The 25,016-nt window shown below is 40.3% G+C and carries 25 protein-coding genes and 3 tRNA genes; 14 read left to right on the top strand and 14 right to left on the bottom strand.

Annotation, left to right across the window (positions count from 1 at the left end; translation table 11 throughout):
- Positions 1–8: 8 nt before the first annotated feature.
- The 5 genes from HGJ18_RS08055 to HGJ18_RS08035 are packed head-to-tail and all read left to right on the top strand — an operon-like array spanning position 9 to position 3,258.
- On the top strand, positions 9–1,229 hold the full coding sequence (locus tag HGJ18_RS08055; protein WP_253695609.1) for a mechanosensitive ion channel family protein: 1,221 nt from the start codon (positions 9–11) through the stop codon (positions 1,227–1,229).
- Between the two features lie 60 nt (positions 1,230–1,289).
- Entirely contained in the window at positions 1,290–1,760 is a 471-nt protein-coding gene (locus HGJ18_RS08050; protein WP_253695607.1) for a flagellar basal body-associated FliL family protein, read from the top strand.
- 32 nt (positions 1,761–1,792) lie between these two features.
- Complete coding sequence (locus HGJ18_RS08045) at positions 1,793–2,149, top strand: hypothetical protein (RefSeq protein ID WP_253695602.1); 357 nt, start codon at positions 1,793–1,795, stop codon at positions 2,147–2,149.
- A complete protein-coding gene (locus tag HGJ18_RS08040) occupies positions 2,142–2,783 on the top strand; it encodes an RNA polymerase sigma factor (protein WP_002667790.1) in 642 nt (213 codons plus the stop codon). Before HGJ18_RS08045 ends, HGJ18_RS08040 begins: the two co-directional genes overlap by 8 nt.
- Positions 2,773–3,258: a hypothetical protein gene (locus tag HGJ18_RS08035; protein ID WP_253695595.1), complete on the top strand. Its 486-nt coding sequence runs from the start codon at positions 2,773–2,775 to the stop codon at positions 3,256–3,258. The genes HGJ18_RS08040 and HGJ18_RS08035 overlap by 11 nt, the downstream gene beginning before the upstream one ends.
- Here the strand turns inward: HGJ18_RS08035 and HGJ18_RS08030 are convergent.
- Positions 3,255–4,178 carry a M23 family metallopeptidase gene (locus HGJ18_RS08030; RefSeq protein WP_253695593.1) on the bottom strand — a complete coding sequence of 308 codons (924 nt, stop codon included), beginning with the start codon at positions 4,176–4,178 and terminating at the stop codon, positions 3,255–3,257. The genes HGJ18_RS08035 and HGJ18_RS08030 overlap by 4 nt on opposite strands.
- A gap of 141 nt (positions 4,179–4,319) precedes the next feature.
- Between HGJ18_RS08030 and trhA the strand changes: the two genes are divergently transcribed.
- Positions 4,320–4,973, top strand: a complete 654-nt coding sequence (gene trhA / locus HGJ18_RS08025; RefSeq protein WP_253695591.1) for a PAQR family membrane homeostasis protein TrhA — start codon at positions 4,320–4,322, stop codon at positions 4,971–4,973.
- Positions 4,974–4,982: 9 nt separating this feature from the next.
- Here the strand turns inward: trhA and HGJ18_RS08020 are convergent.
- The 3 genes from HGJ18_RS08020 to HGJ18_RS08010 form a co-directional block, all read right to left on the bottom strand.
- Positions 4,983–5,056, bottom strand: a tRNA-Ile gene (locus HGJ18_RS08020).
- A gap of 61 nt (positions 5,057–5,117) precedes the next feature.
- Positions 5,118–5,936: a DUF4097 domain-containing protein gene (locus tag HGJ18_RS08015; protein ID WP_253695589.1), complete on the bottom strand. Its 819-nt coding sequence runs from the start codon at positions 5,934–5,936 to the stop codon at positions 5,118–5,120.
- Positions 5,917–6,657: a YggS family pyridoxal phosphate-dependent enzyme gene (locus tag HGJ18_RS08010; RefSeq protein WP_253695587.1), complete on the bottom strand. Its 741-nt coding sequence runs from the start codon at positions 6,655–6,657 to the stop codon at positions 5,917–5,919. The genes HGJ18_RS08015 and HGJ18_RS08010 overlap by 20 nt, the downstream gene beginning before the upstream one ends.
- A gap of 405 nt (positions 6,658–7,062) precedes the next feature.
- Here HGJ18_RS08010 and HGJ18_RS08005 point away from each other — a divergent pair, with 405 nt between their 5' ends.
- Positions 7,063–9,522: a right-handed parallel beta-helix repeat-containing protein gene (locus tag HGJ18_RS08005; RefSeq protein ID WP_253695581.1), complete on the top strand. Its 2,460-nt coding sequence runs from the start codon at positions 7,063–7,065 to the stop codon at positions 9,520–9,522.
- 18 nt (positions 9,523–9,540) lie between these two features.
- Positions 9,541–11,082 carry a sigma-54-dependent Fis family transcriptional regulator gene (locus tag HGJ18_RS08000; protein ID WP_253695574.1) on the top strand — a complete coding sequence of 514 codons (1,542 nt, stop codon included), beginning with the start codon at positions 9,541–9,543 and terminating at the stop codon, positions 11,080–11,082.
- 62 nt (positions 11,083–11,144) lie between these two features.
- On the opposite strand, the gene HGJ18_RS07995 is transcribed toward HGJ18_RS08000, so the two are convergent.
- From HGJ18_RS07995 to HGJ18_RS07985, 3 genes are all read right to left on the bottom strand, one after another.
- Positions 11,145–11,218: transfer RNA gene (locus tag HGJ18_RS07995), tRNA-Arg, on the bottom strand.
- Positions 11,219–11,231: 13 nt separating this feature from the next.
- A tRNA-Pro gene (locus tag HGJ18_RS07990) sits at positions 11,232–11,304 on the bottom strand.
- Positions 11,305–11,364: 60 nt separating this feature from the next.
- Positions 11,365–11,994 (bottom strand): hypothetical protein, encoded by a 630-nt coding sequence (locus HGJ18_RS07985; RefSeq protein WP_253695572.1) that lies wholly within the window; start codon positions 11,992–11,994, stop codon positions 11,365–11,367.
- A gap of 151 nt (positions 11,995–12,145) precedes the next feature.
- Between HGJ18_RS07985 and serS the strand changes: the two genes are divergently transcribed.
- Positions 12,146–13,414 (top strand): serine--tRNA ligase, encoded by a 1,269-nt coding sequence (gene serS / locus HGJ18_RS07980; protein ID WP_253695570.1) that lies wholly within the window; start codon positions 12,146–12,148, stop codon positions 13,412–13,414.
- Between the two features lie 78 nt (positions 13,415–13,492).
- On the opposite strand, the gene HGJ18_RS07975 is transcribed toward serS, so the two are convergent.
- From HGJ18_RS07975 to HGJ18_RS07955, 5 genes are read right to left on the bottom strand one after another with little or no spacing between them, the layout of a single operon-like run.
- Positions 13,493–13,945: a hypothetical protein gene (locus HGJ18_RS07975; protein ID WP_253695568.1), complete on the bottom strand. Its 453-nt coding sequence runs from the start codon at positions 13,943–13,945 to the stop codon at positions 13,493–13,495.
- The gene (locus HGJ18_RS07970; protein WP_002675754.1) at positions 13,942–14,157 is read right to left on the bottom strand and encodes a hypothetical protein; all 216 of its coding nucleotides are present in this window, start codon (positions 14,155–14,157) and stop codon (positions 13,942–13,944) included. The genes HGJ18_RS07975 and HGJ18_RS07970 overlap by 4 nt, the downstream gene beginning before the upstream one ends.
- Positions 14,150–14,542 (bottom strand): YraN family protein, encoded by a 393-nt coding sequence (locus HGJ18_RS07965; RefSeq protein WP_002674325.1) that lies wholly within the window; start codon positions 14,540–14,542, stop codon positions 14,150–14,152. Before HGJ18_RS07965 ends, HGJ18_RS07970 begins: the two co-directional genes overlap by 8 nt.
- Positions 14,542–15,807 (bottom strand): HD-GYP domain-containing protein, encoded by a 1,266-nt coding sequence (locus HGJ18_RS07960; RefSeq protein WP_253695566.1) that lies wholly within the window; start codon positions 15,805–15,807, stop codon positions 14,542–14,544. Before HGJ18_RS07960 ends, HGJ18_RS07965 begins: the two co-directional genes overlap by 1 nt.
- A gap of 18 nt (positions 15,808–15,825) precedes the next feature.
- Positions 15,826–16,089 carry an EscU/YscU/HrcU family type III secretion system export apparatus switch protein gene (locus HGJ18_RS07955; protein WP_253695565.1) on the bottom strand — a complete coding sequence of 88 codons (264 nt, stop codon included), beginning with the start codon at positions 16,087–16,089 and terminating at the stop codon, positions 15,826–15,828.
- 124 nt (positions 16,090–16,213) lie between these two features.
- On the opposite strand from HGJ18_RS07955, the gene HGJ18_RS07950 reads away from it, so the two are divergent.
- Positions 16,214–17,695: a Do family serine endopeptidase gene (locus HGJ18_RS07950; RefSeq protein WP_253695558.1), complete on the top strand. Its 1,482-nt coding sequence runs from the start codon at positions 16,214–16,216 to the stop codon at positions 17,693–17,695.
- 45 nt (positions 17,696–17,740) lie between these two features.
- Here HGJ18_RS07950 and lnt read toward each other — a convergent pair whose 3' ends face one another.
- Positions 17,741–19,318: an apolipoprotein N-acyltransferase gene (gene lnt / locus HGJ18_RS07945; RefSeq protein WP_253695557.1), complete on the bottom strand. Its 1,578-nt coding sequence runs from the start codon at positions 19,316–19,318 to the stop codon at positions 17,741–17,743.
- Positions 19,319–19,380: 62 nt separating this feature from the next.
- On the opposite strand from lnt, the gene HGJ18_RS07940 reads away from it, so the two are divergent.
- From HGJ18_RS07940 to HGJ18_RS07930, 3 genes are all read left to right on the top strand, one after another.
- The gene (locus HGJ18_RS07940) at positions 19,381–20,535 is read left to right on the top strand and encodes a galactokinase (protein ID WP_253695555.1); all 1,155 of its coding nucleotides are present in this window, start codon (positions 19,381–19,383) and stop codon (positions 20,533–20,535) included.
- A 93-nt stretch (positions 20,536–20,628) separates the two neighbouring features.
- On the top strand, positions 20,629–21,309 hold the full coding sequence (locus HGJ18_RS07935) for a tetratricopeptide repeat protein (RefSeq protein ID WP_253695553.1): 681 nt from the start codon (positions 20,629–20,631) through the stop codon (positions 21,307–21,309).
- A 1-nt stretch (position 21,310) separates the two neighbouring features.
- Entirely contained in the window at positions 21,311–23,365 is a 2,055-nt protein-coding gene (locus HGJ18_RS07930) for a hypothetical protein (RefSeq protein WP_253695546.1), read from the top strand.
- 3 nt (positions 23,366–23,368) lie between these two features.
- Here HGJ18_RS07930 and HGJ18_RS07925 read toward each other — a convergent pair whose 3' ends face one another.
- Positions 23,369–24,208, bottom strand: coding sequence for a mechanosensitive ion channel family protein (locus HGJ18_RS07925; protein WP_253695544.1), 840 nt, complete (start codon positions 24,206–24,208; stop codon positions 23,369–23,371).
- Between the two features lie 73 nt (positions 24,209–24,281).
- Between HGJ18_RS07925 and HGJ18_RS07920 the strand changes: the two genes are divergently transcribed.
- Positions 24,282–24,983: an HAD family hydrolase gene (locus HGJ18_RS07920; protein WP_253695543.1), complete on the top strand. Its 702-nt coding sequence runs from the start codon at positions 24,282–24,284 to the stop codon at positions 24,981–24,983.
- Positions 24,984–25,016: the final 33 nt, after the last annotated feature.

Genomic DNA, 25,016 nt, shown 5'->3' with positions numbered 1-25,016 from the left:
TATATTTTATGCAAAATTTATTGGATAATGTTCAAAAATGGCTTTCGGAAGATTCGGTGAGAGGCGATATTTTTTGGCTGATTGTTGTTTTGGCTGTTTCTTTTATTCTTCATAAAGTGTTAAAAAAAATATTGTCGGGAACGGTAAAAAAAATACTGTCCCGCTTTACGGCAAAAACAAAGAGTAAACTGGATGATTATATTTTCGATAAAATTCATGTAGAACGTGCTTCGCTTATTATATATATTTTTGCCTTTAATTTTTTGTCTCTAAAATTAAGTTTCGGAGCGGGGATTATGCAAAAACTTGCAAGCCTTATTTCGATATGGATAATAATAAGACTTTTGCACGGCCTCTTGGACGGGCTTACAGCCTATACTGAAAATGAACCCCGATTTGCGGGAAAGCCATACCGCAGTTATGTTCAGGTTTTTATCTTAATTGTTTATATTGCAGGCTTTATCATTGCTGCAGGAACAATCAGCGGAAAGTCTCCATGGTCTCTTTTAAGCGGAATAGGAGCTATGACGGCCGTTCTTCTTTTGGTCTTCCGCGAGACGATTCTTTCTTTTGTGGCAAGCCTCCAGATTTCTTCCTACGATTTGGTTCGCCGCGGTGACTGGATTTCGGTTCCAAAATATGATGCCGACGGAGATGTTACCGAGGTCGCCCTACATACGATAAAAATTCAAAACTGGGATAAGACTATTTCCGTTTTACCGACAAGCGACCTGATGCAAAGCGGTTTTAAAAACTGGCGAGGTATGCAGGAAACCGGAGGAAGGCGCATCAAGCGTTCAATCTTTTTGGATGTTTCTTCCGTAAAATTTATGGATGAAGAGCTGAGGCGAAGGGTAGGAAAGATAGACCTTTTAAAATCCTACTTTGCCGAGGTCGAAAGCTCGGACATAAGTGCCCAATACGGAAACGATACGGAGCATCCCTTAAACGATAGAAGGCTCACCAATATCGGCACCTTTAGGATGTACGTTACGCGCTATCTTCAAAGCCTTGATACTTTAAGAAAGGATTTAACCTTTTTGGTGCGTCAGCTTGAACCGGGAGCTACAGGCGTTCCCATGGAGATTTATGTTTTTACCGCAACCACCGACTGGGGAGAATACGAAAAGATCCAAGCCGATATTTTTGACCATCTTTTTGCGTCCGTCCACGAATTCGATCTTAGAATTTTCCAATATCCTGTAGGCGGCTTTTTGCCAAACAAATAACAGAGCAAATAAGCTCAGAGCCTCTATTGAATATTCGGCTCCCATTTTGTATAATTGAGTATGCTTAAAAATAACCGGAAGAGCTTAAAATTATATGAATTCCTTAAATATGTACTTTTTGCAATAGTGCTTATTATAATTGTAGGTTCCGTTTTTTCTCTTTTTAAGAAAAAAAACACCGGCGAGGTTTTAAGATCTGAAAGTCCTTCGGAGATACGCGGAAAAAAGGCCCTTTATTCCGACTTGGGCCGGCTTAGGATTCCTACAGCCGATATCCACACGGGAACCCTTGTAGTTTTTCCCGTTTTGGAGTATAATTCTGAAGATAAGGCCTTTGAGGAAGAACTTGTCCAAAAGAAGGAAGATATCCGAAAAAGCCTTATTGACTGGTTTTCGAAAAAAACCGTATATGAGCTTTATACCATGCCTGAAAACGAGGTTAAAAAAGAGGTGTTGGCCGAGATAAATTCTATTCTAAATTTATCCCGTATAAAACGCATATATTTTAAGGACTTCGTTATTTTGGAATAAGGTTTATAAAATCATATTTTGGAGGAATTGAAATGAACGGACAACCCGTTGCGGCTGCGCAAATTATTATAGCTGTTGTTCCTATAGTCGGTATTGTTATGGCCGGCGTTTTAATTTTTTTCTACTTATTTTGGCGTAACAAGCAGATAATCTGTCAAATTCAAACTAAAACATATATTCCGATAAAATTTAATTTGTCGGGTTTTTGCCTTATTTCGGGCATTCTTTTGCTGATGATAGGAAGCGTATTGACCATTTTATTTTCTGTCATAGACGGACTGAGCTACGTACTTTTAGGAGGTCTTGTACCCTTAAGCTGTGGTATAGGCCTTTTGCTCTACTATTTTATTTCATCAAAGGCCGGAAAGGAGAGGCTGAAAGATGATTAAATTTTCAAATTTACTCAGAAAAGAATCTCCTGAAGCCGTGCAAGACCGCCTCTTATGTAAGGCCGTCCTTGCGGGAAATACCGAGGCCTTCAGCCTAATTGCTGCAAAGTATCAAAAGCGTGTCTATTCTTTGGGAATGAGCTTTTTTAAAAACCATGATGATTCTGAAGATTTTGTGCAGGATATAATGCTTAAAACTTTTTCGGCCCTGCCTAAATTCCGCGGAGAATCTTCTTTTTCTACATGGCTTATGAGGATTGCCTATAATTCGGCGATAAACTCGGTTAAGCGTAAAAGAGAATTCGTTTCCGCCTTTGACGATTTTGAGATAAAAACAAACGATTTAACTCCCGAAGAAAGGCAAATCCAAAACTGTGTAAAAAATGCAATCAGACGGGCTGTAAACGATCTTCCCGAAAAATACAGAATATGTATCGACCTTTATTTCTTTTATGATATGCCCTATGCGGATATAGAATCCGTTACGGGCATACCCGTAAATACGATTAAGTCCCATATTTTCCGCTCAAAAAAGATATTAAAGACCGAGCTTGAAAATCAGGGAATTTACGGGCAAGAGGAAAGCCCCGAATATCCCGTTTTGTTTAAATTGAATTTGGCCTATGACATGTAATGAAGCTATTAACCGTTATATGATGCTTGATAAGCATGAGGCTGTTCCTTTTGCAGTTACCTTTCATCTTTTGCGGTGTAAAAAGTGCCGAAGCCTTGTCCGTGCTCTTACCCAGGCTTCAAATCTATATACTTCTTCTTTTCAGACCAAGGCAGATGATGTGCTTACGGAAAAAACGATGGTAAAAATTCAGGCTGCAATTCCTGACCTTTTAAGCCTTCAGGCAGAAAAATACCGGCTGCCTAATGTAAGTATTTTGCCTTGGGCCGTCGTAGGCATATTGATGATTGTCGGCCTTGCTTACATACCGTTTACAGAGATAGGTAAATGGGCGGCAGAGAATTTTAAGTTTAGTTTTGTAATTCCTTTTGCTCTTGTATTTGCAATATTCGTAAGCGTTTATTCGGCTATTTTTGTTTACCGTAATCTTGACTTTTTTGTAAAAAAATTCGATCTAAAAAAAGAAAAGGCTTAGTTCCATACGGCAACAGGATTTATCGTCGCTCCGTTTTTGTAAACCGTAAAATGAACGTGAGGGCCGGTACTTCTTCCTGTTGTGCCTACGGTTCCTATCTTGCTTTGGGCGGTAACATATTTTCCGCGTGATGTTAGAATGGAATTCATATGCCCGTAAAGGGTTTGGTAGCCTGAGTGATGCCTTATTATTACATAGTTGCCGTATACATTGCTGTAACCTGTTGCGGCTACGGTTCCCGGAAGGGCTGCATAGATTGGGGCTCCATGATATGTCGCAAGGTCTATACCGTTATGAAAGCTCCTGTTTCCTGTAAAGGGGTCCCGTCTCCACCCGTAACGGGAAGTTACCCTGTATCCTCCATGTATAGGAGATTTAAAGAGGTCTCCGTTTATTTCTTGAATGGTTACCCAGTCCAGTTTTGCATCAGGCAGAAAGATGGCGGCTCCTGCTTTTAGTACATTGTTATCCGAAATGTTATTGACCAGAGCCAATTTTTCAAGTGAGATTTTATAGGTGTCGGCCAATTTTTCGGGGGTATCACCTTTTTTCGGGGTATAAACAATTCCGTCCATTGAGGGAATTTTTAACAACTGTCCGATTTGGAGGGTTCTTGTGTTTCTAAGTTTGTTTAAGCTTATAATCGCATCCTGACTTACCCCATAGCGGGATGCTATTTCTCCAACCATGTCGCCTTTTTTTACCGAATAGACTATGTAGTCGAGAGGCGGGAGCGTTATTTCCGAAATTTCCTTATCGGGTCTAAAAGTCGGCAATCTTGTATCTCCTCCTCCCATTCCGTCATCCAATGCAGTTTTGGGAGTACCAACGGGAGTGGATATATCTAATGCAAAATAGGCTGTACCTAGTACCAGGAGAAAAACGATTATACCTGCAAACAAATAGTTAGTTTTTTTCATTATGAACCTGCAAAACTTTTTCCATTTAATTATCGGCAAAAGAGTGGAATTTATTCACTCTTGTCGGATAGAATTATAATAAAAAACAAAAAAAATTGCAAGGTAAGGCAACCTTAAATCTTTTAAACTGTCTAAATAGTTATGAAAGAAGAAAAAATTAAACGCAGATATTCTATAGGTGAAGAAATTGCAAATGCCGTAACTCACGGCATAGGGGTAGGTCTTTCGATTGCAGCCCTCGTGCTTTTAGTTATAAGGGCTGCCCGTTATGCTCCGCCGGATTTAAAGGCCGGTTACGTAGTAGGCTTTACCATTTTCGGAGCTTCCTTAATAATCCTCTATCTTTTTTCGACCCTATACCATGCTCTTCCGCTAAAGGCAAAAAAGGTATTCGGAATCTTCGATCACTGTTCAATCTACATACTGATAGCCGGAACCTACACTGCCTACTGCCTTTCGGCCCTTCACGGAGCTGTCGGCTGGACAATCTTCGGCATTATCTGGGGCTTGGCTGTCCTAGGAATAGTTTTATACTCGATATTCGGAAGCAGGGTAAGGGTTCTATCGGTTATTACCTATATACCCATGGGCTGGCTCATCATCTTTGCGGCAAAGCCTTTAAAAGAACAGCTGCCGCTTTTAAGTTTTAAGTTTTTACTGATAGGCGGAATTATTTATACTGCCGGCTGTATTTTTTATGCAATGAAGAAGGTAAAATGGGCACACAGCATCTGGCACCTCTTTGTTATAGGCGGGAGTATAATGCATTTTTTTTCGCTTTATTATAGTTTGTAAAAAGAAAAGTGGGCCCAGCTGGACTTGAACCGGCGACCCGCGGATTATGAGTCCGCTGCTCTAACCAACTGAGCTATGGGCCCTTAAAAGAGTTTTGAGTATATCAAAAACTTAAAAACTTGTCAATCAGTAAATTAAAATTTATCAGGGTAAACTTGTGCCGGTTTTCGGTAAAAAATTTGCTTCGTTGTTCACCAAATTGGGAGAGGGGTTGGGGCCGAATTCGCTGACTCCGTATTTATCGAATTTTTCTGCCGGTTCTTTTAAAGGTGCCGAAAAGCCCAAGTCTATGTCAGAAAAAGAAGCACTCATCGAGATGAATTTTTTAGGCTTGGACGGCGAAAGGGCTAAAATTTTATCGGTATAGGCTTCCCCGTTATATAAGAATTTTTCACATTTTTGTTTTGTTACAAAGAGGTTGCAATCCGCCTTTTCTTCGGCTATTTTAATCTTTGCCGTTGAGGTGTTTAAGCAAAAATCGGCCGCAGTTACAATCCCGTTATTAAAGATCAGGCTGCCGTTTGAAAGTGCAATCAGGCTGTTTTTTAATCGGGAGCCTGTAATTTCAGCCCGATTAAAATTCCCCGAAACCGAAAAATGAACGGCCTTTATGCCTTCAATTTTTATTGAAGAATGACTTGCAAGAATTCTGCATGATTCAAGTAAAAAATCTTTCGGAACATAGATAAAAAGTTTTCCGCTTGCCGGTTTTATCTCGGTAAACCTTAACTTCTTTTTATGTTCAACTATCGAAAGTTTTGTGCCCGTGCTGAGCTCTGTTTTATAAGCTATTGTGTCCCCGTCATAGGTACTTATAAAAATATCGACTTCCGACACGGCGGCTTCTATGTTTACAATCCTTTTTTGAACCCTTGTCAAAGCGTCAAAATCTTGGGCAAAGGAGTAAAATAGAAAAAGAGAAAAAAGACATAAACCAAAAAGTCTAACCTTCAATTTTTGCATTTTCGTTCCAATAATAGGAATCGGGATAATTTCTTTTGCCGAAAATTGCCGTACCTACTCTTATTAGGGTTGAGCCTTCTTCGATAGCAACTTCAAGATCTCCCGTCATTCCCATAGAAACAACCTCCATCGAAACATTGGGAATGTTTTTTTCGGTTATTTCTTTTCGAATTTTTTGCAGGAGCTTAAAACAAAGTCTCACCTTATCCATATCATCGGAAAAAAGTCCTATTGTCATAAGGCCTTTTATTTTTAAGCAGGGAAGTTTTGCAATTTTTTCGGTTAGAGCGAGAGCTTCTTCAGGCTTACATCCGAATTTACTTTCTTCTTGAGAGGTGTTTACCTGAATTAAAATATCCATGGTCTTCCCCTCGGATTCAAGTCTTTTGCTGAGCTTTTCGGCTAAGTCAAGCCTGTCGACAGATTCAATGCAGTCGGCATATTTTATTACGTCCTTAATCTTATTGGTTTGCAGGTGCCCTATAAAATGGGTCTCGTGTTTTACCGATGAAAGAGGCTCATACTTTTCGCATAGCTCCTGAACCTTGTTTTCCCCTATTAAAAGTTCACCGTATTCAAAGGCCTTTAAGATTCTTTCCGGTGTAACGGTCTTTGTTGCCATAAGAAGCCTTATCTCTTTAGGATCCCTTCCGCAGGCCTTACAAGCCTTTTCCATCCGTCTATGCACTTCTTCCAAATTTATTTTAATATCGTCCTTCATAAATTACCTCACATTTGTCTATGATATAATCAGGTTTAAAATATATAGATATGTTTTTTTTCATATCAAACATAGTTTTTGCCATAGACAATAGCTTATTATAACACATTGTGCAGCCTTTTCCAAGTGAAAGTACTGTAATTTTTGAAGATATAAAATAAAACCGCCAAGCCCGCAAGGAACGCCAAGGGTAAATTTAAAAATGTATTATTAAGATAGAATAAAAACATCTTTGCGAAGTTTAGCGTGAGCTCAACGCTTTGCGCTCGCTGCGGTTAAAAAAAATTCCCGGAAAGTTGTAATTTATTGCGAAAAGTGTTATATTAAGCGTCGATGACAGACAAACGCACCGATAGCAATTACAAAAAAATATGTTTTACATATTGGAACAATTCAATCAAAAATATGAAAAACATTTTAAAGATTTTAACTACACTTGCTGCACTATTGGCAGTCTTTATATTTTCAACTTGTAAACAATTTACTGATGACCCTGAAGAATTCTTCGACTACTGGTCGAAAGAGGTTGTTCCCAGGTATTTCCACATGAACTGTGATCACCCCTCGATAGGCAGATCATTCTGCATACCGTCGGGCCAAGATGTTAGGATTACGATCGGCTTGAATAATCCGAAAAACATTGACTTGATTATGCCTACCTCCGACGCAGATGCGGGAAGGGTTATCTGCTTTCCGGGCCTTCCTCCAGATCAGCAACCTAGATACAGCACTGACTACACCCTAGAGGAAAAGTCAATCTATGAGCTGGAGCTGATATACAAAGCTGATTTTTTAAAAAAACACGAGTGGAGTAACGGCGGAATAGGCCCCGAAATTACCCTTATTTCCACAGACGGCAGAATATTCAGTAGAAAGTTCAGTTTAAATATCGAAGTAAATACGGCCCCGCCGGATGTCGGGAATATAACGATAGCAAAGACGCAAGTCGAAAGTAACTGGTACTACGCACTGTGTTTTGATGAAACCGCGGGCATGACACCTATGTTGGACGGAAAGCGTTTGCATAAAGACATCAAAGCGATTCACATACAGGAAGAAGGCGGCTCAGAAGTAATAATACCTCTTACCGTAAAGAAGAATGGATCCGGATTCAATATACCCCCAACTCCGTCAGAGGGCCTTTTATCATCGGTTGATCGGGTTTTTGACGTACCTCCCGGCCCTGGAAGCTGGATAGTTTATGTTAAAACGAATGCATCACCATCCTCGACCGATGCTCTCTCCAAAAAATACAGGGTATGGCTGACCGACGAAAAAGGACTATCTTCGGCACCAAAAGAAGCGGAGACCTTAGGCTTCATCCCTGATTTAAGTGACTTCGATACGGCATGGCACAATCTAAAAACGGCTGTTGCCAAAGCTAGGCCCGGCGGCCTTATAACCATAATGAATGATGTGAAAGCAACAAATGCACCCGGTAACTCCGGTACTATCGAAGTAAACAAAAGCCTTACGATAAAGGGCAAAAACGGAGCTGTTTTTGATACACAGCTCGGCACATCAGTTTCGAATAAACCTGTTTCCAACTTCCGTATTTTTACTGTAACGGGAGATAATACGGAGTTTACGCTCGAAGACCTGAAACTTAAGAATGGTATTGAAGGGGGCCCCTCTGAGTACGGCGGTGCCATTTCTGCTGTAAGTATAAAAACCTTGGCGCTTAAAAACTGTACTATTACAAACTGTACAGCATACGGCGGAGGCGGTATATATTTGAACGGCGGGGTAGAGGCAGTACTTGAAAGATGTACCATTACGGGCTGCCAAACAATGAATGCAGGCGGAGGGGCAATCTTTGCGGGCAATAGTTCCGACAATCAGCCGATTGTCCGCATTAAGGGCGGGATTATCAAAGATAACACCGGGCACATAACAGGCGGTGCTATCAATATTACCCGCGGAAATCTGTATATCAACACGGATGAAAACGGTGACCCCGACACTATGAGTACAACAACAGAAATAAAAGATAATACGCTTATAGCGTCGGGCGGACAAGGCAACTTAGGCGGTGGTATAAACTGCTATTGGGATCCGGACAAACCCGGCGAGCTTAAAATACAAAACGCAAAAATCAAAAACTGCAATATCAAGTATGCCACCCACCCAGCCGACAAGACCGGACGCGGAGCGGGCATATCCGTTTACGGAAAGGGAGAGGTGTCTTTATCAAACGTAACACTAAACCAATGCGGGTTTATCGGTGAAACTGCCGCCGATAAGTTCACTATAAAACAGGGAGGAGGCATGTATCTGAAAAAAGTGCAAACGGCAACTATCAAAGACTGTACTATTGAGAATAGCACAACCGCCAAAGAAGGCGGCGGTATCTATGCTGAGGACAGTTCACTGACAATACGGGATACTAAAATTCATGATAACTATGTGAAAGGCAAGGGCGCAGGGCTCTATGTTCTAGCAAATAATTCCAAGGGCAAGCTAACTATAGATATGGATACCGAAGATACGGGTACCGAATTTGTAAACAACAATACAGATACCTCAATTGGTGATGGCCTTGGTGGCGGCATCTATATGAAAGGTCGTAACCCACAAAACTCTGTGATAGCGACTATGAGCGGCGGCAAGTTTATATCAAATGGAGCAAAAAATGGCGGCGGTATATATATCGACAAACATGCTAATTTTTTGATGAATAACGGTAAATTGTCAAACAACACAGCTCTGACAAGCAGCGGAGGTAAAGGCTGTGCTGTGTACATTAACACAAACGGAACCTTTATATGGCGCGGCGGTACTATTACGGGACATACATCCGGATATGTTATTCAAGGCACCGGCGAATTTCTAAATGCTACTGACCCTCATCAGACGGAAAACTGAAAGGTATAATCGCATTGTATGAACAAGGCTATATCCGTTTTAAATAAAACCAACCCCATCTCGGCCGAGCAGGCATTGGAGCTTATTCTTGAGGCTTTAAGAGAACTGGTCGATTACGAGCTTGCCGTTGTTATGGGCTTTGAAGATAAAAATGTTCTAAAGGTAAGAAAGGCCATAGGCCCGCTTTCTTCAAAATTGCTGGACGATTTTACGATTAACTTAAACAAACGGAAAGACATTGCCCGAATTTTAGATGAAAGAAAGGCTTTTTTGTTTGACGAAAATATTCCCCACATCGATACCTATGACGAAATAATGAAGCTGCCCGACAATCATTCTTGTTTGGTGGCTCCACTTTACATAGGAGATAAGGCCATCGGAATGATGACCTTGGATCACAGTATGTGTTCCCGCTTTACGCCCGAAATCGTCCGTTTTATATCTACAATTTCAAAACTTATTTCGGTTGCCTTGGTTCAAACTGATGCCTCCCAATCCCTCATTCAAAAAACCGAAAGCCTCCTGCTTGAAAGAAATGTTTTGCTTAACGCTTCGACAAATGTTTTTAAGGATATGGTCGGTTCTTCCAGGGCTTGGACTACGGTTTTAGATTCGATAAAGCTGGTTGCGGCCTCTGATGTGCCGGTTTTAATTTCGGGAGAAACGGGAACGGGAAAAGAACAGGCAGCCCGCACCATTCACAGGCTTTCCAACAGGGCTGAAAAACCCTTTGTGCCCGTAAACTGTTCTGCCCTTGTGCAGAGCCTTGCTGAAAGTGAAATCTTCGGGCATGAAAAAGGTGCCTTTTCAGGGGCTGCGGCCTTGCGGAAGGGGCGGTTTGAACTTGCCGACGGCGGCACCCTCTTTTTGGACGAGGTGGGGGATCTGCCCTTTGATTTACAGCCCAAACTTTTGCGTGTTCTTCAAGACGGAAAATTCGAGCGTGTCGGCGGGGAAAAGCCCGTTTCTGTGGATGTGCGCATAATAGCCGCAACCAATGTCGATTTGGCCGAGGCCGTTTCGATGGGGCGCTTCCGTGAAGACCTGCTTTACAGGCTGGATGTTTTTCCGCTAAGGCTTCCGCCTTTGAGGGAACGCGACGACGATACGGCCCTCTTAGCCGAACACTTTATTTCGGATATACGCAAAAGGAAGGGCTTTGAAAACACAAGCCTTTCGATGGCTGCAATCGAAAAACTTATGTCTATGCCTTGGCATGGAAATGTCCGCGAGCTTAAAAATGTTGTAGAGCGGGCTGCAATTCTTTCGCAAGGCGGAGAAATCCCTGCCGAGCACTTGGTGCCGGGAACAAGAGAATTCTACATTTCAAACGCTGCCAAAAAAAAGCCCCTAAAGCCTGCGATAAATAAAGATGCCGAAAAAGATAAGGTTTTGCCTGAAGATATTAAACCTTTTGATGAGGCTCAAACCGAGATTATTCAAAAAGCTCTTTTAGCCTCAAACGGAAAAATTTACGGCAAAGACGGAGCTGCCGCTCTTTTAAACCTAAAACCGGGAACCCTTCAAAGCAAGATGAAAAAACTGGGAATAAAATATTAGGGCATTAAAAAAGCCGATTAAGTTATCTTGCCGGTATACAAGACTACTTAATCGGCTTTTAGCGGGACCGGAGGGACTCGAACCCCCTACCTACTGCTTAGAAGGCAGTTGCTCTATCCTGATGAGCTACGATCCCAAGGTTTTAAGGATCGGGATGGAGGGATTTGAACCCCCGATCTTCTGGTCCCAAACCAGACGCCTTAGCCCCTAGGCTACATCCCGATGCGAGTGAACATAATACGCAAAACGGGAATGAATGTCAAGACCTAGGAGCAAAGGTTTTTATAATTTGATTTTTAATCCAAGTTTTAAACCTATCGATTTTGCCATATCAGGCAGTGAGCCGGATTTGATACTTGTTGTTGTGGTGTTGTTACCTGTTTTTGTTGATCGATTTCCTACTACAGGTTTATAGTATAGTGCCGAAGCTCCTGCATACATTCCGAATTTTCCTGTAAACATATAAGAAGCGGTAAAATTTATTCCTCCGCCTATATTGAAGTAACTATCGGTTATAATCTGATTTAAGTTTGCCCACTGAAAAGCGGAACCGCCGAATGCAAAAGCTCCGCCTAACAAGAGCTCAAAACCTTTTCCGGGCTTAAATATATAGCCTACTCCAAGCATTGTATCGTTTACAAATATATTGTTAAATGTAAATGTAGTATTTGCAAAGACGGCCCAGTTTTTGGGAAGAGGGTAGGAAATACCTATATTGAAGCCTCCCAAGTCTTTTGAGCTTATTCCATGGTATCTGAAGCCGTTAGAACCATAACTGCTACCGATTGTATGTAATTGGTGGTTGTTATAAGCCCCTCCGACTTCCAAATCCAAACCGATCGATTTTGCCGTCAGCATACCTGTAAAAAGCAAGGCAAAAACAAGAAAAACAAAAAATAATTTTCTGTTCATAAAATTCCTCCATAATGAATAAAATTGTATTATAAAATACTTATATCGTATTTGAGTATCCGATAATTCTCAAAAATTGTCAAGCTGTCCGTTAAATGTATCGTTAAATTTTAGTCTTGACAGAATTCGAAATAAAAAGTACAATTTTGCTATGTTAGACTATAAATTTATTAAAGAAAATGTTGAAGCCGTAAAACAAAATATTAAAAACCGGCATATGAATGCGGATGCCGATAAGGCAGTAGAACTATATGATAAGCGTACTGCCCTTGTTACTTCTTTGCAGAACCTGCAAAAAGATCGAAACGATAACTCCCAGTCAATGAAGCAAAAATTAAGTACCGAAGAAAGACAAAAACTGGTTGATCAAGGGAAGGCTATAAAAGAAAAAATCGCCCAAGTTGAAGCCGATCTTGCTGAAGCCGAAAAAGCCCTGCACGAGGCTGTAAGTAAAATTCCGAATATGGCCCATCCAGAAGCCCCTGTCGGCAAAGAAGATTCGGACAATTTGGAAGTTAAGCGCTGCGGAACCGTGCCCAAGTTTGACTTTGAGCCCAAGGACCATGTTCAGTTGGGCCAAGATTTGGATCTTATCGACTTTGAAGCCGGAACAAAGGTTTCAGGCGTCAAATTCTATTTTTTAAAAAACGAAGCCGTATTTTTGGAGCAGGCTCTTACGATGTACGGTCTTAACATATTGCGGAAGCACGGGTTTAAACCCTTTATCACTCCTGACGTAGCAAAAGAAGAAATCTTATACGGTATAGGCTTTAATCCCCGCGGCGAAGAATCAAACGTCTATTCTCTTGAAGGCGAGGGCACTTGTTTGGTTGCAACTGCCGAGATTACTCTGGGTGGCTATCACTCGGACGAGATTATCAAAAAAGAAAGCTTGCCGTTAAAATACTGCGGTCTTTCTCATTGCTTTAGACGTGAAGCGGGAGCCGCCGGACAGTTTTCAAAGGGGCTTTACAGGGTTCATCAGTTTTCAAAACTCGAAATGTTTGTTTATTGTACGCCGGAAGAATCCGATGCTATCCATGAGGAGCTCCGCTTAATTGAAGAAGAAATCTTCAACGGTTTGGGAATTCCATTCAGGGTTGTCGATACTTGCACGGGCGACTTAGGGGCTCCTGCCTACCGAAAGTGGGACTTGGAAGCATGGATGCCCGGAAGAAACGGAGGAGAATGGGGCGAGGTTACCTCTACTTCAAACTGTACCGATTATCAGGCACGCCGCTTAAATATACGCTACAAGGACGATGACGGTAAAAACAAATTCCTTCATACCCTAAACGGAACTGCTTTGGCGATGTCGAGGGCTATGATAGCCGTCTTGGAAAATTATCAGCAGGCTGACGGTTCTATTAAGATACCGGAAGTGCTTGTTCCCTATTGCGGTTTTGATAAAATCGGTTAAACCGATTGATAAACTTTTTGATGCTTTTTAGATATTAGGTTTGTATAAAAAAAAGGCCGGAGCATTGTCCGGCTTTTTTTATGTTGTTGATGTAAGCTCCGAAATATCTTTTTTCCATTGGTAGAGCTTATTTTTATCTTCCCATTCAATTAGTTTTATGATTTTAAAGTTTTTACGAATTTTGGGATTTTCAAAATAGGCGACGGCAAAGTTCCCGTTTCCTATGTAAATGATTTCTTCTCCTTCTTTTAATTCTTCCGCTTTTTTTAAAAATTCGATAACGCAGTCAAAGTGTACAGGCAGGCCGCTTTCCTTATCGGCAATGGCCGAGCTTAAGTCCTGTATAATTTCGCCGCACTTTGTGCATTTGTATTTGGGATATTCTATTTTTTTAAAAGCCGGTTCTCTGTTTTGGCCTTGAAAAGTTTTTGCTTTTTTTATTTGTCCGTCAAGGGGGCGTTTTTGCGGGGTATCATCTTCCCGTTTTTCCGTCCTTTGACTTCTCATAGGTTTAAACCTTCTTTTACTCATATTCTTATCCTCTTTTTGCAATTCATATTTTCGTAATCGAGTCCGCCGTTCAGCACTCTTTCCGTTATAATTGAAGCCAGTCTATAAATAGCGGCATTTATGTACTCGGGGTCTTCAAGTTTTAATTCCATTGCATGAATTTCCTCATCCGTTAGTACGGTATTATGGGTAGAGGTGTTTTTTTTAGGTGGAAATAAATTCACACTAGTCATAGCAATCTCCAAAGGCGTCTTTTAAATGTAATATCTCAAGCGGCTGTTCCAAAAAAGGGTTTGATCGTAATACAATCACATCAAATCTTATATACATCTTATTATATTTTCGATTGTTTGCGAGAAAATGTTTAGCGGTTTTTATAATCCTCTCTTGTTTTTTTTTGTTGATAATAAGATCTAAATCGGATAGTTCAGTTTTTAATAAGGTTTTTACTTCTACAAAAACCAGAACCCCGCCGGATGATGTTTGCTCCGTTTTATCTAAAGCAATTATATCTATCTCTCCGGTGCGAGTTCTCCAATTTTTTTCTAAGATAAGATAGTCCTTATCGGTCAGCCACTCGGCTATTCTACTTTCTCCTTTTGAGCCCAGAGAATCCATTATTTATTTCTGTAAGTTCGCGGATCGATAGCCCGAACTATAAAAAGATTTTTATTTTTCTTTAAATCTACAAGCTCTGAATTCTCATCCAAAATCTCTCCTGTTGAGTCAATTAATATACGGATGAAGGGGCGCATCGGTGCTTCCGGCGAGCTTTTAATTACTCTGGCAAGAGAAGCATCATTCATTAAAACGATGGAGCCTATAGGGTAAATTCCCACACTTCTAATCATGGCCTTTATTATTTCGGGATCGAAAATGCGGGCATTATCTGAAAGAAGATTTTTCATGGCTTGATATCCCAGCATTAAATCCCTGTATGGCTTGGGCGTTATCATTGCAACAAAGGCATCGGCTACGGTTATAATTCTTGCTCCTATATCTATATCCTTTCCTGAAAGACCGTTAGGATAGCCCTTTCCATCCCATCTTTCGTGGTGCTGCATAATGCTCAAGGCAATTTCCCGTGTGTACATGAGTTCACTCATAACTGTCTTGTAGCCATAGGCTGTGTGAGCTGCAACAGCCTGCTTTTCAATATCAGTCAGGGTTTCGGTTTTATTGAGGATTTTTTGAGGTATTTTTATCATTCCGACATCGTGTAAGAGGGCTGCGATAGTTATTTCGTTAATTCTATTTTTGGGAAGCTCGAGAGCCTCGCTTAAAATGATGGCTAAGATAGCCGTATTTACGGACGAGCGGGCCAAATTATCTTCTTCAAGTTCGGTTCCCAATATAAAACCTACGCAAAGAGGAGGATTTTTTCTGACCAGTTCTATCAACTGTGTAGCATGATAGTTTACAGGCATATTATCCACCGGTTTTCTGGCTTTGAAATTTTCAAATACTTTTTCAAGGCTCTTTATAATTTCCAGATATTCGGTATGGAGCTGCATTGAGCGGGAATCTTGTGTAAGCTTTAGAATGCAATCGGCAGAAATTTCTTCAATTTCGGATCTTTTAATTTTGGTCCCGCTGATGGGATAGTCTTCTTGAACTTCCTCTATTTCCTCCGGATCTTCAAGAGCTTCAACCTCATCTAGCTCATCAAGCTCTGCTATTTCATCATCTAAGGTCTCACCTTCCGGTACAGGATCGCCGGCAGTAACAACATATTGAACTTTCCATCTTTTTAAAGTGTTCAATTCATTTTCACTTAATGCCATACCTTTTAAAAGAAACATGTTTTTCCCGTCATCAAAAAATACGGGAGCCGAAAAACGCTCTCCAATTTTTAAATCAGCCGTTTTAATTTTTTTTAACATTCCAAATCCCCTTTTAAGTTAATCCTTTTTCAGCAAAAAGGCAAAGATAGCGGCAACAGCTTTATATGTATACTCGGGAATACATGAACCTATTTCGTGGTGGATAAGAATGTTTGCCAAGGTTTCATCTTCTATAATTTTAATTTTGTTGCGTTCGGCTGCCTCTTTAATTCTTTTTGCCGTCAGCCCCCTTCCTGATGCCGTAATTATCGGCGCTTTTGCCTCTAAAGCATAGCTAAGGGCTACTGCACAATCAACTTTCTTTTTATCTGTTTTTGTCATAACTCCATTATATCACAAATATGAAAAAAAACAAGGAAGCAAAGAAATTTTCAAATTTTTTTCTGTGTAACTTGACTTAAAAGTCATTGTTTTAGTATTATAATTATGTAGTGAGGTTAGATATATGCGTAAATTAAAAAATCCGCTTTCAGCGATGGCCGGAATTTTATTTATTATGCTTGTTTCGGTTGTTTTTCTTTCAGCCCGATGTTCAAGTAATCCCGAAAATGCTTCTACAGTGTATGCCGATCCGGGGCTAAAGACCGAGCTGAGTAAAGAGTCTGTTTCGGCTCTTGAATCTCTTCAAAAAGCAAATCGAGAGCTTACTTCCATGATTTTACCCTCGGTAGTTACCCTTGATGTTGTAGAAACAAGAAAGGTTCAAAACAATATAGACGGTTTTCCTTGGTTTTTCTTTAACCGCCCTCAAGATCAAAAAGACGGTCAGGGGGAAAGGGAATATGAAGCCGAAGGTATGGGCTCAGGTGTTATCGTAAGAAAGACGGGAAAAACCTATTATGTTCTGACAAACCAGCATGTTACAGGCAATGCCAAGACAATTTCCGTTATACTTTATAACGGGGATAAGGTTCAAGGTAAGTTAATTGGTTCTGATCAGAGGAAGGACGTTGCCCTTGTTTCCTTCGATTATGATAAGGATTTAAGGGTTGCCGTGTTGGGAGACTCAAATACCGTACAGGTAGGAGATCTTACATATGCAATCGGTGCCCCTATGGGCTATGTGTCTACCGTTACAAGCGGTATTGTAAGTGCGGTAGGCCGTTCAGGCGGACCTAACAGAAATAATATAAACGATTTTATCCAAACGGATGCAGCGATAAATCAAGGCAACTCAGGCGGTCCCTTGGTCAATATCTATGGTGAAGTTATAGGCATAAATAACTGGATTGTTTCATCAAGCGGCGGATCTCAAGGTCTTGCCTTTTCGATTCCTATAAACAACCTCAAAAAAGCTATCGATGATTTTATTACTTCGGGTGAAATCAAATACGGCTGGCTCGGCGTTCAGCTTCTTGAAATAAACGATAAGTTTAGAGAAAACTTAAACTTAAAGGATATTGAAGGTGCTTTTGCAGGACAGGTATTTTTAGGTTCGCCTGCGGACAAGGGCGGTATAAAGCCCGGTGATTATATTACCGAGGTAAATTCGACAAAAGTTAAAAATGTTGACGATATACTGCGTGTTATCGCCGACTTAAAGCCGGGAGAATCTTCATCCTTTAAGATTTTACGAAAAGGAAAAGAAATCTCCGCAACCGTAAAAATCGAAGAAAGAGATGAAAAAAATGTAGCGGATTCTTCCAAACTTTGGCCCGGTTTTGTTCCGTCTCCTTTAACTGAAGAAATTATAAAACAACTGGAGCTTAAAAAAGGTCAAAACGGCGTTTTGGTAACAAGTTTACAGGCTAAGAGCCCTGCTGCCGTTATGAGTTTACAGCCGGGCGACCTTATAGTAAAGGTCAACGGAAAAGATATAAAAGATGTTTTGAGCTTTTATGATGAGCTTTCAAACGCAAAGGGCGAGATTTGGTTTGACTTTATAAGAGAAGGTCACAATTTGGTTACCCCAAAGATTAAAAGATAAAATCTTTAAATAATTTTACCTCCTTTTTGGGCTAAGGCGGCATACTTAAAACTGTGCTGTTTTAGCCCTCCTTTTTTCCAAAAATATATTAAAAATCAATATTAAAAATATCATAATAGGGAACCAATCCTTATACGAGGCATAAAATGTTTTTTTGTGTCCGTAAACAGGGACTTCCGTATAAACGGATTCTGCCTTGAAGAGGGAAAGGTCTGCAATAACTCTTCCTTTAGGGTCTACAACTACGGAGTAGCCTGAATTGGTTGAGCGTACCAAGGTCGTTCTAAGCTCTATGGCTCTAAAATGGGCAACGACAAAATGCTGATATTCGGCACTCTTTGTTTTAGACCAAGAATCGTTTGTTATGTTTATAAGAACCTCACTTCCAGCATTGTGTAAATTAAGGCAGACTGCAGGAAAAGCATCTTCAAAGCATATGGGAACAGTAAAATTGACCGTCTTTCCTTCCGAATTTTTAATACCGAATACCTTATATTCGGTTCCCGGATTCCAGCCTGAAGAAAAGCCGACCAGCTTATCAAAAAAACGGACAACAAGGGGGTTGTCTATAAAAGGAATGTACTCGGCAAAGGGGACGAGTTGGATTTTTGAATAAATATCTAAAATTTTCCCTTCAGGGGATAAAAGATAGGCTGCGTTATATTGTTTTTTTCCGTCTATATACGGGGAGCCTACTATGATCGGGGTATCCGTATCGGCTAAAAAACGGGTAAACGGGTCACCATAAGGAAGAATTCCGTAAAAATCCTCGTTGTCCTTGTAAGGAACTATAAGGGATGACTCGCTCCAAACTATAAGATCCGGCTTTTTACTTGCAGAAAATATCGCCTTACGGCTTAAATCTTGAGAGGTTTTTATATTTTCTTCAAATTGGGAGTTATCCCATGGGTCGGTGTTTTGCTGGACAATTACGGTATTTAAAAAGGTTGCAGGCTTTATCTCTGCCGACAGAATTGTTATTCCGTAAATGTTTATAATTAAAACCAAAAAAGCTGTAAAAATCAGGGGGCTTTTAATTTCGGTTAAACCTTTAAAAAAGGTCTTTGAATTTGCCGAATACGCATACATTTGTAAGGCTTCGCCTAAGCAGGCTGCAATAAGGGGGACAATAAAAGAAAGCCCCCAAACTCCCGTTATATCTACAAACTGAATAAAAGGCTTTAAATTAAAGCAGATCATCGGGGCCGTTCCCCAAGGATAGGCTAAAAAGCCTGTAGATTTTGCAAATTCCCAGAGGAGCCAAACGGCGGCAAAGAAAAAGGGGCGTAAATTTTTCCTTTTTTGAAGACTATGATAAAGTAAAAAGCCGAAGGGCATTGCTATAAAAAAATATGCAAGGGTGCTGGCTCCAAGCGTAAATATTGCAAAATCTTCAAAAAATGCAAGCCAAAAACTTGACATCAAATGTACAAAAGAAACAAAAAAACCGTACAAAAATGCCGCTCTTTTATGTGAGCCGCAGTTAAGAAGTGCATAGTATACTAAAACTAATCCTGAAAAACCTGCAATAGCAGAGCCGAAATTTAAAATTTCATTGGGGATTCCGAAAGAAAATAGGACCGAAGAGATAAAAACAATAAAAAAAGATAAAAAAAATCGCATATTTACACATCTATTTAATCATTTTTATTGAAAAATTTCAATATAACGAGTATTATATATTTATGCAAAAAATAGTTACATTTCATATTGACGAATATGGAGATGAACCTGAAGTATGTGCTGCCGCTCCGGGGCGGTTTCATCTTCTAGGTGAACATACATGGTTTGCACAAGGAAATACTCTTTCCATGAGCATTAATCACTATTTATATGCTTGTGCATCCAGGCGCAGTGATAATAACTTTAGGCTGTTTTCAATTTCGCTTAATGAGCGGAAGAAAATATCTTATTCAGGTCTCAGATATAAGAGGGAAGACAGATGGGCTAATGCGGTTAAGGCCGTTATTTCGGCATTTAACGACTTCGGACATCATGTTTCCGGCTTAAATTTTACTATTTTGTCCGAAATACCTGCGGATGCGGGCTTGGGAACGCCCAACGCTCTTAAAACGGCAACAGCCCTCATATTGAGGAAGATGTTTGCCCCAAAACTTACCAAAAGCGATTTGGTAGATATTCTTGAACATGCTAATGTTCAACATTTAAATACTTATGCACATAGAGCGGATATTTTATGTGCTCTTTTTGCAAAATCCAATCACTGTGTGCGTACCGACCATCGAAAAAAAACTGCGGATATTTATCCTTTTCCAATCGAGGGTCATTCCATTATATTAACGGATTCCCGTGTACCCCGCATAATCGCCCGCGAAGAGTTGACGTCCAGATTGGATGAATGTGTAGAGGCCTATGAGCTGGTAAAAAAACAGCCGGATATGCCTAAAAATATGATGCATTTGACCGAAAAAATGCTTGAAGAAATCGATATCCCCGAGTCGGTGAGGAGAAGGGTTACCTATATTATAAGAGAATCTTTAAGTGTTGATGAAGCTGTGGACGCCCTAAAGCGCAAAGATAATATAATGCTTTCACGTATCTTAAACCGCTCGCATGACGGGCTTAGAGACCGCTTCGAGATTTCCTGTCCCGAATTGGATTGGCTGGTCAAGCGCTCCCTTGAGTTTATGGAGCCTTCGGTAACCAACCTTGTGTGTTCACGAATGACGGGAAAGGGATTCGGCGGCTGTACTTATACTATTCTTAGAGATGAAGATGCAAAAGCTTATATAGAAAAAGTTGGAGATTACGAAAGAATTTTCGGATTTAAACCTTTGGTATACATGGCTAAGCCTACAGGCTCTGCAAGAACCTTTTAATAAGGGTTTTAAGATTAGTAAATTTTTAAGTGTTTTTCTCTGCTATTGTGTAAAAAGTTTTTTTTCTGTATAATTTGAAAAAGGGAGGGTTTCATGTATTCCGAATTAAAAGAGGGGATAAACCTATATAACAAAAAAGACTATCAGGAAGCTTTAGTTTTCTTTTTAAGTGTAAGCACTGAAGATGTTCTTATAAAAATCGAAATAAACTATTATATAGGACTAATATATTCCCGCTTGTCGGAGTATGAGCAGGCTCTTGAATATCTTGAGCAGGTAGTAACTGCAAGCAAGGATATTGCAAAGGTTTATCAATGCAGATTGATATTAGCCTTTATCTATGCAAATACGGGCCGAACCAGACTTGCAGAGTTTGAGCTTTCAAAACTTATCGAAGCCGGTTATGAGTCGGTACAGGTTTTTTCTTCATTGGCTTATGTTTATTATGAACACCATGAAACCGAAAAGGCCATCGACTATTATGAAAAAGCCTTAAAAACCGCTCCGGAAAACAGCACGGCCTTAAACGGCCTGGCCTATATCTTGGCCGAAACGGATAGAGATCTGACACGCTCCTTGCTCCTCTGCAAAAAAGCCGTAGAAAAACAGCCCGAAAATCCGGCTTATTTGGATTCGATGGCTTTAATCTATCATAAGATGAACCTCCCTTCGGAAGCTAAATCCTATATTACTCGAGCTAAAGAAAAATTACCCGATAATAAGATTATACTCAAACACTTTGAAATGATAAGTTCTGATGCACGGGAGGCTTAGGATGAAATTCGGTAGAAAATGTCGTATAATTGTTTTTATAAGCTTAGTCTTATTTACTGTTCCTGTTTTTTCACAAGATAAGAATTTTACCGATAAGCCGTCCTCGTCGGATAAGAGAGTTGCTTCCGAAGAATTTAGGCGGGGTGTTCAAGCCTATTATCGCGGAACCTTTAACGAAGCCATCCTTTTATTCGAAAAAGCTCTTTCTTATCTGCCCGATGAGTCTTTAATTTTAGATTGGCTTGGAAAGGCCTATTACAGCTCAGGTGTTGAAGGTGCAGCTCTGACTCAGTGGGAATTGGCCGAGGCAGCAGGTTACGGCGGAATGCTTTTAAAAAACAAGATAGAAATTCTAAAAGAATCGAGGAGCCTTACTCCCTATTCTTCAGATAACATAAAGTATGTGGAAAACTCTTCTTTTAGCTCAAAGAACGGCACTGTAGAGCTTTTCCGCCAGCCCCTTTCGATAGCGGCTGTTTCCGACGGCTCCTTTTGGATGACGGCTTACGGCTCAAACGAGCTTTTGCATTTTAACGTAAACGGTATTATCTTGGACAGAACAAAGGGGCCTATTCAAGGCTTTGACAGGCCCTTCGATGTTATAGCCCTATCGGACGGAAATCTCTTGGTTTCGGAATTTGCCGCCGACAGGCTTTCTCTCCTCGATAAAAACGGTTCTTTTGTAAAATCTTTCGGAGCGAGAGGCCGCGGAAACGGAGAATTTATAGGCCCTCAGTTTTTAGCTGAAGACGAGTACGGCAATATCTATGTTTGCGATTTTGGAAATGCAAGAATTGTTGTTTTTTCTTCTGCAGGAGAGCCTCTTTTTACCTTTGGAAAAAAAAGCGGTCTTTTCGGGGGCTTTACGGCTCCTTCGGGGATAGCTGTAGTCGACGGGCTTGTCTATGTTGCCGATGCAATAAAGGGCGCCGTTTATACCTTCGATACGGCCGGCAACTTTGTTCAATCTCTCCTGCCTGAAGGCACCTTAAAGCAAATAGAATCCCTTAGGGAATGGAACGGCAATTTGGTTGCTTCTGCAGGGAATAAGGCTTACCTTATCGATATTGCTTTTTCGACTGTAAGCGAGTTGACGAGTCTGGGAAATGTTCCTACAAAGATTACGGCTGCGGTTCCCGATGTGAACGGAAGTCTTCTTTTAATAGACCATAAAAATCAAACGGTAGAAATAACTTCAAGAATAAATGAACTTGCAGGCGGCCTTTTTGTATTGATAAAAAAAGTTTATTCAGATAAATTCCCTGAAGTCTTGGTTGAAGTAAGCGTACAAAACCGCGACGGCAAACAAATTGTAGGTTTGACTCAGGATAACTTTATAATCACGGAGGGAAACAGGCCTGTTGCCGATTATTCTTTGACCGGTTCTTCCTATCTTAATAAAACTTGCGATATAGCCGTCATTGTTGAAAGATCTCCCAATTCCTTAAAGGAAAAGGCCTTAATAGAGGCTGCCTTAAAGGAAATTGCAGAAGCAATGCAGGGCAGGGGAAAGATAAGCCTTATTTCAGCCTCATCTATTCCCGCTCTTGAGGGAAAATTCTCTCCTGCCGATTTGATAACCCTGCCTAACCGCATAAAGGCTCCGGCCTCGTCCGACTGGAAATTAGATCTTGCTTTGAGGCTTGCCGTCGGGGAGCTGATAAATGCCGAACAAAAAAGAGCCGTTCTTTTTTTGAATTTCAGCGATCCTAATTCGGATAATTTTAAGCAGTATAATTTAAACGACCTTGCTTCATACATGAAAAATAACAATATACGTTTTTATCCGATTAGTTTAAAAAAGGGAGCTCCTGCTTCCGAAATGAGCTATCTTGCAAAAAAGACTGGCGGTAAGACCTCATACATCTATGCCGAAAGGGGCTTAAAACCTCTTATTGATGATATTATCGAAAAGCCTTTGGGAATGTACCAGCTGAAATATACTTCTACCATGTCAACCGACTTCGGTAGGTCTTTTTTACCCGTAGAAGTAGAGGTTCAGCTTTTGGAAAGATCAGGCCGGGATGAAATAGGGTACTTCGCTCCCTTGGAGTAGAAATCAATAGGGCTGTTTCTTTGTTCTTTCCGGATTGATATAAACGTCCATCTGCGGGAAGGGAATATTTATTTCGGCTTCTTCGAAGAGTTCGGCTATAAGTTTAAAAATAGAATTCTTTATAACAAGAAAGTCTTCATTTTTTCCCCAAGCATAGAAGGCAACTTCTATACCGGAATCTGCATAAGCCGACCAGAAAACAAAGGGTTCGGGGCTTTTTAGAATTTGAGGTACTCGGTTCGGGATTTCCATTAAAACGGATTCTACCTTTTCCATGTCGCTTCCGTATGCAATGCTTATCTTTGTTTCGATTCTCCTTATCGGGAGGCTTGAGTAGTTTATGAGGTTTCCCTTTATGACTACCTCGTTCGGAATACGCACGATGTTTCCGTCAAGGGTTTTTACCCTGATAGCCATAAAGTCAATCGATTCTACATTTCCCGTTATGTCTCCAAGTTGGATACGGTCGCCTACCTTAAAGGCTTTTTCTGCAAGGACAAAGAAGCCTGAAATTATATTTGACACCGAGGTTTGGGCTGCAAAACCTATGGCAACACCGGCAATACCTGCGGCTCCTACAAAGGCATTTATGTTTATACCGAGCTTTTTAAATATCGTCATCAAGATAACGGCCAGACAGGTGTATTGTAAAATCTTTGTTATAAGGTTTTGAATTGCAGGGCTTACCTTGTTCTCCGTAAATTTTTTAAGCGATTTAATTATAATTTTAAAAAAGATGTATGTTATTAAAATTATCCCCAAGAAAGACAATATGGATATAAAAGAGGGCAGGGTAAAGTTTTCCTTAACAAAAGTTTGTATTTGTTCTAAGTTTATGTTCATTTTTTTAATCTATCAAATTTTTTGTAAACTTCCAAGAGGTAGACAAAGCCTTACATTTATAGTATAAAATCATATGAAGTACGGTATTTCTGCTATAGCATTTGACATTGACGGTACGCTTTATCCTTCATGGCGCTTTAATTTACGTATAATTCCATTTCTGTTAAAAAATTTTAATTTTATGTCTGCTTTTAACAAGACCCGAAAAGATATAAGACTTTGGCAGGAAAAGAATCCCGATAAAGTTTTAAGCAACTTTTTTGATTTTCAAGCCGAAATCTTGGCAAAACACGCAGGAAGAAATAAGGAAGATGTTAAAAACTTTTTGGAGACGGAAATTTATGAGGGCTGGAAAAAGCGTTTTGCAAGGATAAGACCTTACTTTTTTGCAAGGGAATCTATAGAGGAATTTAAAAGATGCGGGCTTAAAATAGCCCTTCTTTCGGACTTTTTACCGGAACAAAAAAATGATGTGTGGGGTATTTTACCCCTCTGTGATGCCGCTTTCGGGACAGAGGCTATAGGGGCCTTAAAACCTTCTCCTCTCCCCTTTAAACGGTTGGCAGAAGCCCTTGATCTGCCTTGCGATAAGATTCTCTATGTGGGAAACAATCTCAGGTACGATGTTGCAGGGGCCAAGGCAGCAGGAATGCACACTGCCTGCATAAAGAGCAGGTTATTTATCTTACTTAAAAAAGTTTTTGCTCAAAAAGATAATGAAAAACCGGATATTTATTTTTCAAACTATCGCCAATTATTGAAATTTATGATATAATTTGATATTATAAGCGTAAAAAAGGGTGGGAAT

This window comes from Treponema denticola (assembly GCF_024181405.1).
In the GTDB taxonomy this organism is placed as follows: domain Bacteria; phylum Spirochaetota; class Spirochaetia; order Treponematales; family Treponemataceae; genus Treponema_B; species Treponema_B denticola_D.
This window is presented reverse-complemented; position numbering and strand designations above follow the sequence as displayed.